The sequence below is a fragment of the Stenotrophomonas maltophilia group sp. Smal13 genome, assembly GCF_030236855.1.
GTDB lineage: Bacteria > Pseudomonadota > Gammaproteobacteria > Xanthomonadales > Xanthomonadaceae > Stenotrophomonas > Stenotrophomonas maltophilia_A.
In genome coordinates, this window is the sequence record NZ_JASJSQ010000134.1 from 1 (window position 1) to 10,554 (window position 10,554).

Genomic DNA, 10,554 nt, shown 5'->3' on the forward strand with positions numbered 1-10,554 from the left:
GCTGGCGGCTGTGCGTTCAGGCGCTTGCGAAGCAGTGCTTCGCAAGCAAAGCGCCTTCACCCCTGTAAGCTCGATGGCGCCATCCATGGCGCCAACGCCCCTGCATGGCTCACCCGCCCGGCCTCAGACAGTTTCCGTGCGTGTCCAGCCACGGAAGAGAGAAAGAAGAGCAAGAGCAGAAGCGGGTCGCGCGCTGTGTGCGCTTCTGTAGCGTCGAGCTTGCTCGACTGCTCAGCACGCGGTCTGGAGTGAAGCCCCTTCTGTTGAAGGGGCGCGCCGAAGGCGGGGGTAGAGGAAGAATGCGTGGGCAACTGCTGTAGCGCGGGCGCTACAGCAGTTGCCGGAGCATGGCCTTCAGGCGTCGCCCTTCCAGCTGGAAGTAGTCGCGCTGTTCGCGCCAGGCGGGGAAGCGCTGTTCCACTTCGTGCCAGAACGCGGGTGAGTGATTCGGCTGGATCAGGTGGCAGAGTTCGTGCACCAGCACGTACTCGAACGCCTCGGATCGGCCCAGCACCAGGGCCAGGTCCAGTGCCATGCTGCCGTCCGGGGCAAGTGAGCCCCATTGCGAGGACATCACCTTCAGGCGCAGGCGGCTGGGTGCGCGCGGCAGGGTGGGCAGGTACTTCGGCAGCCATCGGCCGACGTCGGCGCGGGTCTGGGCTTCGTAGAACTCGCGCAGCAGGCGGCGCAGGGTGGCATCACCGCCGCGGGTCGGCCACTGCACGCAGGCGCCGTGCGCGTCGATCTCCAGCCGCGCGTAGCGGCCTTCCTGCCAGCGCAGCGGCAGCAGTTCGCCACGCAGGGGCAGCACGCCGTCTTCGCCGGGCTGCAGCGGTGCCGGCAGGCCCTGGCCCTGGTACTGGCGCAGCTGCAATGCCAGCCAGTCGCGGTGCTGTTCCAGAAAGCGTTCGCCCATCACCAGGCTTGCGCGCGGTGGCAGGGTCAAGCGTGCGCCGCGTTCGTCCACGCTCAGCTTGATGCGGCGCGCACGCGGATCACGCACGCGCAGCACCTCGATCTCGGCATCCTCCAGGCGCAGGCGAACGGTGTCGCGCTGTACGGTGGCGGGCGGGGTCGGGCTGATCAGGCGGCGCAGCAGACGGCTCATGCGCCCAGCATAGCGCCGCTTCGGGCCGCCGGATGACCGGCGGCCGTCGGGCTGCCTGTTCAGTCAGCCTTGCTGAGCTTGAAGGCTTCTTCCAGCAACAGGAACAGGCGGCGGATCTCGGCGCTCTGCAGGGCGAAGCGGGCATCGAACTCGGCGCGGCGGCCGTCTTCGTCGGCATGCTCCAGCTGGTCCAAGGCGCCGTCGAGGAACTTCAGCTTGCGCACGATCAGGTCGTCGCCGATCACGAAGGACAGGTTGTCTTCGAAGATCAGCGCCAGCTTGGTCACCTGCTTGCCGGCGTCCAGGTGCTTGTCGATCTCGTCGCAGCGCAGTTCCTGGTGCTGGCACTTGACCACCGCGCCACCTTCCACCGGGTCCTTCATCTCGCACTCTTCGCCCAGGCTCAGCCCGGTCGGCAGCGGCTCGCCGGCGATCCAGCCGGTCAGGATCGAACGCGGTGCGACTTCGGCATTCAGCGGCATCGCCGGGAAGCTGCCGAGCAGGCCGCGGATGTCGGACATGAAGTACTCGCCGGTCTTGCGGCTGGAGGTATCCACCGCCACGTAGCCGTGCTGCAGGTCGATGAAGGCGTCGTTGCGCGAGGACTTCACGAAGGCGCGCGGCAGCAGTTCATGCAGCAGGTCGTCCTTCATGCGCTTGCGCTCGCGGCCACCCGGGCGGCGGCCTTCCTTCTCCTCGATCTCCTCCAGCTTGCGCTCGAGCAGGTCGTTGACCACCGCCGCCGGCAGGATCTTGTCCTCGCCGCCCACGGTCAGCCACAGGTGTTCGGCGATGCGGTGGGAGAGCAGCTCCTTCTCCTCGCGACCGAACGGCGAGATGAAGCCGCGCGAGTTCATTTCCAGCGCGCCGACCGGCTTCAGCAGCGCGTGCGGCAGCAGGGTGTCGACTTCGGAAAAATCGGTGGTGGTCGGGAAACGGAAGAACGTCAGGTTGCGAAAGAACATGGAATTCCGGATGGCAAAGAGGAAGGGCGACCGACCTTAAACGGTGGGCGTCTCGGGATCTGCGTCGGCGTCGGCCGGGGAACCGGCCAGCCAGGCATGGGCGTCGGGCAGCGGCGCGTCGTCGCGACGGCCCAGCGCCATGAAGTCGAACAGGGTGGTGTCGGCCAGCTGCGAGGGCCGGACTTCACCCATGGCCCGCGCGATCTGCTCGATGCGGCCCGGGTGGTCCTTTTCCCATTGCTTCAGCATCAGGCCGACCTGGCGGCGCTGCAGGTTCTCCTGGCTGCCGCACAGGTTGCAGGGAATGATCGGGAACTGGCGCGCCTGTGCGTACTCGACGATGTCGCTTTCGCGCACATAGGCCAGCGGCCGGATCACCACGTGTTTGCCGTCATCGCTGCGCAGCTTCGGCGGCATGCCCGACAGCTTGGCGTGGTGGAACAGGTTCATGAAGAACGTGGCCACCATGTCGTCACGGTGATGGCCCAGCGCGATCTTGGTAAAACCGTGGGTCTCGGCGTAGTTGTACAGCGCGCCACGACGCAGCCGCGAGCACAGCGAACACATGGTCTTGCCTTCCGGGATGACCCGGCTGACCACCGAATAGGTGTCCTGCTCGATGATGTGGTACGGCACGCCCAGGCCTGCCAGGTATTCCGGCAATACGTGCTCGGGGAAGTCCGGCTGCTTCTGGTCCAGGTTCACCGCCACCAGCTCGAACGGCACCGGCGCCTTCTTCTGCAGCTGCAGCAGCACGTCCAGCAGGGTGTAGCTGTCCTTGCCGCCGGACAGGCAGACCATGACCTTGTCGCCGGCCTCGATCATGCCGAAGTCGGCAATCGCCTCGCCGACCTGGCGGCGCAGGCGCTTGGCCAGCTTGTGCTGCTCGCGCTCGGCCACGCGCGGATCACGGGCGGCGCGCGGCTGGGGATCGGGAAGGGAAATCACGGCACTCATGGGTTCCATTCTAACGGCTCGGAGCGGCCACGGCCGGGGGTCGGAATTCCCCTCTCCCGGCAGTCATCATCGCTGTGTATGCTCGGAGGCTGTGGACACCTACAGCCCCGCCGAGATCGTCGAGCACCTCGCCGCCCTGCGCGCCGAGCACCGCCTGCTGGATGAACAGATCACCCGCATGGCCGCCAATGGCGAGGACGAGCTGGAAGCCAAGCGCCTGAAGCGGCGCAAGCTGCAGCTGAAGGACTGCATCGCCAGGCTGGAAAGCCTGCAGATTCCCGACGAACCGGCCTGAGCGGTGGCCCATCCACGCATGGCGTGGATCTACTGCTTCGCCCCGGTAGATGCCAACCTTGGTTGGCATGCCGTTCGCCGGGCATGACCCGGCGCTGCCTTCAATCCTGCGGCGCAGGCTCGTCCGGGCGGGCCGCTTCCGGGCTGACCCGCTCGATGGTGTGGCGCAGCTCGCGGCCGAGGATGAACTTGGCATCCTTGGCCCAGGCGTCCAGGCGTTCGTCGAACAGCAGCTTGCTGTTCTCGTCCGGCCACACCAGGCGCAGCTCGCGCAGCTTCTGGATGAAGCCGCGGAACAGGGACTTGTCGAAGAACTCCGGTGCCGCCGGTGCATAGAGCAGGCTCAGCCGCTGCGCGGCCTGCTGGCACAGGCTTTCCAGCTCGGCCGCGCCGAGCACGCCCGGGCCGTTCTTCACCAGCACCGAGATGGCGATGTAATAGCGCTCGAACGCCTGCTGCAGCGAATGGCCGATCGCACGCAGGCGGAACACCTCGTCGGTCTGCCCCGTATTGCGCGCCAGGATGCCGCCGTCGTCATCGTTGACGTTCTGCAGCAGGCCCTCGCGCACGAACACATCGATGGTCCGGTCGATGCGCAGGGCGAACTCGTCCTCGCTCCACGGCAGGAACAGCTCGGCCTGCAGGAACGGATACACCGTACGGCCCAGCTGGACCAGGCCGGTGCGGCTCATGCGGCGGTTGTTCTGGAAGCAGCAGGCCACCCACGACGAGGCGGTGAACAGGTGCACCACGTTGTTGCGGAAGTAGCTCAGCAGCACTGCGGTATCGCCGCTGACGCTGAGCACGTCGCCCAGCGGGTGCTTGATGCGGGTGAGGACGTTGATTTCCTCGGCATGGGCGATGATCCGCTCCGGCGAGTGCGGGGTCACCGTCACCCGGTCCGAGTACGGCATCTCGACCAGCAGGGTCTTGCACAGCTCGATCTGCGCGATCAGGTCGGCCTCGCCCATCGCATGCTTCGGCGTGGACAGCAGGGCCAGCGCCAGCAGGTTGATCGGGTTGACGTCGGCGGCACCGTTGATGCGCACCTGGATGCGTTCGGCCAGCGTATCCACCGTGGTCGACAGCCACGCCGGCTTCTCGTCCTCGGAGACCGCCTCGCCCTTCCACTCCGGCGCCTTCTCGGCGAGCACGTCGTTCAGTGCGATAGGTTCGCCGAAGTTCACCACCACCTGGCCGTAGTTCTGCTTGAGCACCTTGGGGATGCCCCACAGCAGCGACCAGATCGATTCCTTTTCCTTCGGCCGGCCGGACAGTTCGTCCAGGTAGCTGCCGCCCTCCATCAGCTTCTCGTAGCCAATGTAGATGGGCTGGAACAGCACCGGCTTGCGCGGCTGGCGCAGGAACGCGCGCAGCGTCATCGAGATCATGCCGCCCTTGGGCTGCAGCAGTCGGCCGGTACGCGAGCGGCCGCCTTCGACGAAGTACTCCAGCGAGTAGCCACCGGCCACCAGCTGCGCGACGTATTCGCTGAGCACCGCCGAGTACAGCGCGTTGCCACGGATCGAGCGGCGGATGAAGAACGCACCGCCCTTGCGCAGCAGGGTGCCGACCACCGGCAGGTTCAGGTTGATGCCGGCCACGATGTGCGGCGGCACGATGCCACGGTCGTACAGCAGGTAGGACAGCAGCAGGTAGTCCATGTGGCTGCGGTGGCTGGGCACGTAGACCACTTCGTGGCCCGGCGCGGCGGCCTTGAACTTGTCCAGGTGGTGCACCAGCACGCCCGCATAGATGCGGTTCCACACGTGGCTGAGCATGAAGCTGGCCGAGCGCACCACCGGGCTGGAATAGTCCGCGGCGATTTCCCAGGCGTAGGCGTGTGCCTTCTTCCAGGCATCGGCCGGCTTCGAATTGTCGCGCTTGGCCTGTGCGGCGATCGCTTCGCGCACCGGTTCGGCGGCCAGCACCTGGTCGACCAGCAGGCGCCGCGTCGACAGGTCAGGGCCGATCACCGATTCACGGATGCGGCGGAAATGGGTACGCAGCACGCGCTGCAGCTTGCGCACCGTGCGCTCCGGCTCAAGGCCTTCGTCCACGGTGCTGCGCAGCGAGATCGGCGGGGCAAAGCGGACGATGGTGCTGCGGCCGTTGAGCAGCACCGCCAGCAGGCGGCGGAAGCGGCCGACCAGCGCCCAGTTTTCCGAGAACAGCACGGCGAACCAGCCGCTCTGCTTGTCCGGCGCGCGGCCGACGAAGATCGACACCGGCACCAGGTGCACGTCCAGGTCATCGCGCACGCGATGTGCCTGCAGGACCTTGGCCAGCGAGTCCGAATGGGTCTTGGCGCCGCGCTGTTCGGGAATCAGCGAGTTGCTGGAGCTGCGCCGCGACAGCGCCAGGTAGGCGCGCTTGCGGCCGGTCGGGTCACCGGCCAGCGGCACCAGCGGCGATGGCAGGCCGGCCTGGCGGCAGGCCTTGTCCAGGATCAGCGCATTGGACAGGCCGTAGTCTTCCAGCACGTACATGACCGGGCGGCCATCGTTGTACTGGCCCGGGTCTTCCGGTTCGATCTTCAGCGACAGCCACGGCTCGACCAGGCGGCCGAGCAGGCGAGCCCACAGCGGGCGGCGGCCGGCCGGACGCGCGTGCGCGGGCGGCGGTACCGGGTTCGGGCCGGTACCGGTCGAGGGGGACGCCGGCACCGTATCGGCGGGCGTCGACTGGGATTCTTCGCCGGGGAACGGCAGCGGGTTCTGTTTCGACATCGGCGCCATTATGGCTTAGGCGGCAGTGTTGCCGCTTCCCCACCCTCGGGCGGGGTCTCGGCCGGTGCCGGCGCCGCTGCGGCACGGGCCGCGTCGGCCTTGCGCAGCAGGGCATCGGTGTCGGCCAGGGTGCGGGTCAGGTACCAATGGCCCTCGCGGCGGCTCAGCGGCAGCTGCAGGGTCATCTCACGCCCCGCCAGGTCGTAGTGCAGGCGCACCAGCGCGTTGTCGCCTTCCACCGAGAGCAGTTCACCGCGCACGCTGCGCAGTGCGTCATCCACGCCCAACCCGTAGCTGCCCAGCACCGCCTTGAGGGTATGGATGAACGGCGCCAGCTGCTGCAGGCTGCCTTCCATGCCCGCGGCCTGCAGGCCGGCCTCATCGTCGAAGCCAACCTTGCCGGCGGCACCCACCAGCGCGGCGATCGTGCTGCGTGCACGCGCACGGTCACTGATCGGCGCGCCCTGCGCCCAGCTGGCAAGGGTTTCCACCAGGGCGATGTAATGGGCCTGCTGGCCGGGCGTATAGCCCTTCTGGTGGCGCAGGTACTGCACACCGAAGTTGCCCATCGACTGCGCGGCCTGGCGCACGGCACCGGCCTGGCCAGCCAGCTGGCGGTCGAAGCTGCGTTGCAGTTCGGCACCGGCATTGGGCGTGCGCAGTGCGGCCAGCATCGGCAGCAGCTGGTCACCCAGCGGCAGCTCGGTCAGGGGCCACTGGCTGTGGCCCTCGGCCCAGGCCTGCTGCAGGCGCTGGTACTGGCTGGGTGGAACCGACAGCTTTGCATAGCCGACCAGATCGTCCTCGGCCAGGCGCAGGGCCATCGCCTGCACCGCCGCAACCGGTTCGGCTGCCGGCCTGGCCGGATCGTTGGCCGGTTCACGGCACGCGGTCACGGCCAGCAGCAGCATGACTGCCAGCCCCCATCCACGCGCAGACCTTCCTCGCACTGCCACGCTCATGCACTCGGACTCCCCGGACCGGTCCGCATCTTGCGGCCTGCGAGGTGACAGCGGCAAGCCGGGACGTCACGGTTTCCGCGGTTTCTTGTGCAAGTCACTGATCGGAATAAAAAAAGAGCCGGGATCACGAGGATCACAGGCTCTTCAAGCCGGCGCAGGGCCGGTGGACAGTGTTGTGGCACATGTCCGGTCCGAGGACCGGATGGCGGCGATCCTACGCTGCCGCTCAAGTTAAGGCAACACTTCACGTAGTGTCATATAAATCATTGATTTTATTGATTATCCTGATGCCTTGCGCCGGGGCCATGAAATCTACGGCAGGTTTTGCGGCGATTCGGGCACAACCGGTCCTTCGGCGGATGCAAAAACGCCATCCCGCGCGGGTCGGGATGGCGTTCGGGCCTGCAGACTGCGCAGCGGAATCTCAGCGCGTAGCCAACGCCGACGCGATTTCCTGCTGGATGGCCCGGGCCGCAGCCTGCGGATCGGCGGCCAGGCGGATCGGGCGACCGACCACGATGGCATCGGCGCCATCGGCAAAGGCCTGGGCCACGCCAACGGTACGCTTCTGGTCATCGCCGACCGGGCCACCGGGGCGGATGCCCGGGCAGACGATCGAGAACCCGGCGCCGGTAGCGGCGCGGATCGGGCCGGCTTCCTGGCCCGAGGCGATCACGCCATCGATACCGGCCGCCTGCGCGGCCAGCGCGCGCTCGACCACCACGTCCACCGGCTCACGGTCGATGCCCATCTGCGCCAGGTCCGGGCGGCCCATCGAGGTCAGCACGGTCACCGCCAGCAGGCGCATGTCGCTGCTGTTGGCGGCGGCGCAGGCTTCCATCATCGCCGGGTGCCAGCCGTGGATGGTGGCGTAGCTGACCGGCCACTGCGACAGGCGCTTGATCACCGCCGCGGCGGTGGCCGGGATGTCGAAGAACTTCAGGTCGACGAACACGCGCTTGTCGCGGCGGGCCAGCTCGTCCAACACCTGGAAGTACTCGCCGGAGGCGAGCAGTTCCATGCCGATCTTGTAGAACGCCACGCTGTCGCCGAGGCGGTCGACCCACTCCAGCGCCTGCACGCGGTCAGGCACGTCCAGCGCGAAGATCAGGCGCTCGTCATCGCGCAGCGGCAGCGGCGCGCGGCTCACGGTGCGTAGTCCAGCGCAGCGCGCTTGGCGTCGTGACGGGCCTGGCGCGACTGGCTGTAGTCGTTGTTGAACTGCGCCGGCTCGAAGCCGCCGTAGGTCGGGTTCGGCAGCATCCACCAGCGCTCGCCGAACCAGTCGTGGTACTGCTGCAGCAGCGCGTCACGACCGTCGTTGGTGTTGGCGGTCACTTCGACGAAATCGCCCAGCTGGTCGCCGAACTGCATCAGCACGCGGTATTTCTGCCCGGCCAGGCGGCGGCGGCAGTTCTTCTCGCTGCCGGCCTGCTCGCAGCCTTCGACCACGGTGCCCAGGCCCAGGAACACGCTGTCATCGGCCACCGGCAGGCCCTGCTCGCGCAGGTTGGCCAGGGTTGCGTCCTTCAGGTGCACGGCGCGGTTGGAGATGTACAGCAGGGTCACGCCCTTGGCGTTGGCGGCCTTGGCGAAATCAACCACGCCCGGAATGGCCTTGGCCTTCTTTTCGGCCACCCACTGGTCCCAGGTCAGCTCGTCGTATTCCTTGCCGTCGCGTACCAGGCGCGCCTGGTAGGGCGAGTTGTCCAGCACGGTCTCATCCACGTCCAGCACCACGGCCGGCTTCAGGCCCTTGGCCTCGTTGCCGCGTTCTTCCGGCACCAGCGCATCCCAGTGGGCTTCCTTCAGCGCGGCATCCAGGTGGTCGGCGGCGGCACGGTAGGTCTGCTCGGTGATCGCCTTGTACTCCTGCGCGCGCTGCATCCACAGCACCGCATTGAGATTGTCGTTGGCAGTGGCATCGAGCGCGCCGTCGGCCTTGGCAGCGGCGGCCGGGGCCTCCGGTGCAGCGGCTTCGGCGGCGGGCGCATCCACGCGCTTGCAGGCGGACAGGCCCAGCGCCGCGGTGGCGAGCAGGGTCAGGGACAGGGAAACGGGACGACGCATGGATTCACCGGCAATCAGATATACCGGCGCATTTTACCGGCAAAGGCGGTCCCTGGACGGCTATGCTTGGCGGTTGACCCGTTGCCCTTCCGGAGGCCGCCATGACCGATTCCACCCAGACCCCCGACGTCCCCCTGCTCGACGCCGTGCAGGCCCGCCTGCTGGGCTGCCTGGTGGAGAAGGAGGCAACCACCCCGGACACCTATCCGCTGACGGTCAACGCCGCCCAATCGGCCGCCAACCAGAAGACCGCCCGCGAGCCGGTGATGAACGTCGATGCCGGCAGCGTGCAGCACGCGCTGCGCCAGCTGGAAACACTGGGCCTGGCCCGCCAGCACTTCTCCTCGCGAGCAGACCGTTACGAGCACCGCCTGCAGGCCGCGCTGGACCTGACCCGGCAGCAGACCGTGCTGCTGGCGATGCTGCTGCTGCGTGGGCCGCAGACCCTGGGCGAACTGGTCACGCGCAGCGAGCGCCTGCACCGCTTCGCCGACGCCGACGAAGCCCGCCACGCCATCGAGCGCCTGCAGCAGCGCGCGCTGCTGGTAGTACTGCCGCGCGCCAGCGGCCAGCGCGAAGACCGCTACATGCACCTGCTGTGCGGTGAAGTGGACGGCGCGGCGCTTGCGGCCAAATACGCCAGCAGCGGCGGTGGCAGCGACGCGGCCGATCCCGGCCTGGCCGAGCGCGTGGCCCAGCTGGAAGCGGCCGTGGCCGAGCTGCAGGCGCAGCTGGCCGAACTGCGCGGTTGATGGTGGGTGCCGACCGTTGGTCGGCACTGCATCTGAATCGTGCCGACCAACGGTCGGCACCCACCGTCAGCTGCTACTGTGCCGGCCAGCGGCCGGCACTACCCGACGTCAGCCGCACCCAAGGTGGCGTACAGCCGGCTGGGCGTTTCGATGCCCGGCAACTGGATCACCCCGCGCTCCTGCATGCCCAGGCCCAGCAGGATCTTCCCGGACACCACGTTGTCCAGATCGGTGATGCCGTACAGATCCTGCAGGCCCAGCTCAGCGCGCGCATGCGCGAACACCGCCCGCGCCGCCTCACCGGCATAACCCTGCCCGGCGAATTCAGACAGCACCGCGTAGCCGATGTCCGGCCCCGGCAGGCCATCGCGGCGCACCAGCCCGGCATTGCCCAGCCACGCCCCATCGGACAACCGCTCGATGGCATACATGCCGAACCCATTCAACGCATAGCTGTGCAGCACCCGCAGCGCGATGTACTCACGCGCCTGTTCTTCACTGCGCACATTGCGGTCACCAATGAAGCGCACGAAGCCCGGATCATTCAACAGCGCCAGCATCGGCGCCGCATCGCGATCAGGTTCAATCGCACGCAGGCGCAGGCGTTCGCTTTCAATTGGATGCACGCGCAGACCTCCAGCCGAAACCCCGATTCTGCCTCAACCCCCGGCTGTTGCTTTTGATTTTCTTTTTTCTTTTCCGTGGCTGGCGCGCACG

Annotated in this window: 10 protein-coding genes; 2 read left to right on the forward strand and 8 right to left on the reverse strand. The window is 67.6% G+C overall.

The annotated features are described in order from the left end of the window. Nucleotides 1-328: 328 nt before the first annotated feature. The 3 genes from QRO95_RS24175 to ttcA are packed head-to-tail and all read right to left on the reverse strand — an operon-like array spanning nucleotide 329 to nucleotide 3,030. A complete protein-coding gene (locus QRO95_RS24175) occupies nucleotides 329-1,108 on the reverse strand; it encodes a M48 family metallopeptidase (RefSeq protein ID WP_032128692.1) in 780 nt (259 codons plus the stop codon). Between the two features lie 59 nt (nucleotides 1,109-1,167). After that, nucleotides 1,168-2,073 carry a recombination-associated protein RdgC gene (locus QRO95_RS24180; protein ID WP_005411825.1) on the reverse strand — a complete coding sequence of 302 codons (906 nt, stop codon included), beginning with the start codon at nucleotides 2,071-2,073 and terminating at the stop codon, nucleotides 1,168-1,170. A gap of 36 nt (nucleotides 2,074-2,109) precedes the next feature. Then, complete coding sequence (gene ttcA, locus QRO95_RS24185; protein ID WP_180843176.1) at nucleotides 2,110-3,030, reverse strand: tRNA 2-thiocytidine(32) synthetase TtcA; 921 nt, start codon at nucleotides 3,028-3,030, stop codon at nucleotides 2,110-2,112. Between the two features lie 91 nt (nucleotides 3,031-3,121). Here ttcA and QRO95_RS24190 point away from each other — a divergent pair, with 91 nt between their 5' ends. Further along, nucleotides 3,122-3,325: a YdcH family protein gene (locus tag QRO95_RS24190; RefSeq protein ID WP_005421068.1), complete on the forward strand. Its 204-nt coding sequence runs from the start codon at nucleotides 3,122-3,124 to the stop codon at nucleotides 3,323-3,325. Between the two features lie 100 nt (nucleotides 3,326-3,425). Here the strand turns inward: QRO95_RS24190 and plsB are convergent, their stop codons facing one another. The 4 genes from plsB to QRO95_RS24210 all read right to left on the reverse strand — a co-directional run bounded on the left by plsB (nucleotide 3,426) and on the right by QRO95_RS24210 (nucleotide 9,085). Next, nucleotides 3,426-6,062, reverse strand: coding sequence for a glycerol-3-phosphate 1-O-acyltransferase PlsB (gene plsB / locus QRO95_RS24195; RefSeq protein ID WP_107432561.1), 2,637 nt, complete (start codon nucleotides 6,060-6,062; stop codon nucleotides 3,426-3,428). After that, a complete protein-coding gene (locus QRO95_RS24200; protein WP_071228638.1) occupies nucleotides 6,062-7,015 on the reverse strand; it encodes a hypothetical protein in 954 nt (317 codons plus the stop codon). Before QRO95_RS24200 ends, plsB begins: the two co-directional genes overlap by 1 nt. A 424-nt stretch (nucleotides 7,016-7,439) precedes the next feature. Then, a complete protein-coding gene (pyrF, locus tag QRO95_RS24205) occupies nucleotides 7,440-8,165 on the reverse strand; it encodes an orotidine-5'-phosphate decarboxylase (RefSeq protein WP_032128688.1) in 726 nt (241 codons plus the stop codon). Further along, on the reverse strand, nucleotides 8,162-9,085 hold the full coding sequence (locus QRO95_RS24210) for a 5'-nucleotidase, lipoprotein e(P4) family (RefSeq protein ID WP_032128687.1): 924 nt from the start codon (nucleotides 9,083-9,085) through the stop codon (nucleotides 8,162-8,164). The genes pyrF and QRO95_RS24210 overlap by 4 nt, the downstream gene beginning before the upstream one ends. A 101-nt stretch (nucleotides 9,086-9,186) precedes the next feature. Here QRO95_RS24210 and QRO95_RS24215 point away from each other — a divergent pair, with 101 nt between their 5' ends. Then, complete coding sequence (locus QRO95_RS24215) at nucleotides 9,187-9,837, forward strand: YceH family protein (protein WP_032128686.1); 651 nt, start codon at nucleotides 9,187-9,189, stop codon at nucleotides 9,835-9,837. A gap of 98 nt (nucleotides 9,838-9,935) precedes the next feature. On the opposite strand, the gene QRO95_RS24220 is transcribed toward QRO95_RS24215, so the two are convergent. Next, a complete protein-coding gene (locus QRO95_RS24220) occupies nucleotides 9,936-10,463 on the reverse strand; it encodes a GNAT family N-acetyltransferase (RefSeq protein WP_049422378.1) in 528 nt (175 codons plus the stop codon). Between the last annotated feature and the right edge of the window lie 91 nt (nucleotides 10,464-10,554).

Bases quoted from the DNA above. Each gene is read 5' to 3' on its own strand.
- QRO95_RS24175 (WP_032128692.1), bottom strand. From the start codon at position 1,108: ATGAGCCGTCTGCTGCGCCGCCTGATCAGCCCGACCCCGCCCGCCACC.
- QRO95_RS24180 (WP_005411825.1), bottom strand. From the start codon at position 2,073: ATGTTCTTTCGCAACCTGACGTTCTTCCGTTTCCCGACCACCACCGAT.
- ttcA (WP_180843176.1), bottom strand. From the start codon at position 3,030: ATGAGTGCCGTGATTTCCCTTCCCGATCCCCAGCCGCGCGCCGCCCGT.
- plsB (WP_107432561.1), bottom strand. From the start codon at position 6,062: ATGGCGCCGATGTCGAAACAGAACCCGCTGCCGTTCCCCGGCGAAGAA.
- QRO95_RS24200 (WP_071228638.1), bottom strand. From the start codon at position 7,015: ATGAGCGTGGCAGTGCGAGGAAGGTCTGCGCGTGGATGGGGGCTGGCA.
- QRO95_RS24210 (WP_032128687.1), bottom strand. From the start codon at position 9,085: ATGCGTCGTCCCGTTTCCCTGTCCCTGACCCTGCTCGCCACCGCGGCG.
- QRO95_RS24215 (WP_032128686.1), top strand. From the start codon at position 9,187: ATGACCGATTCCACCCAGACCCCCGACGTCCCCCTGCTCGACGCCGTG.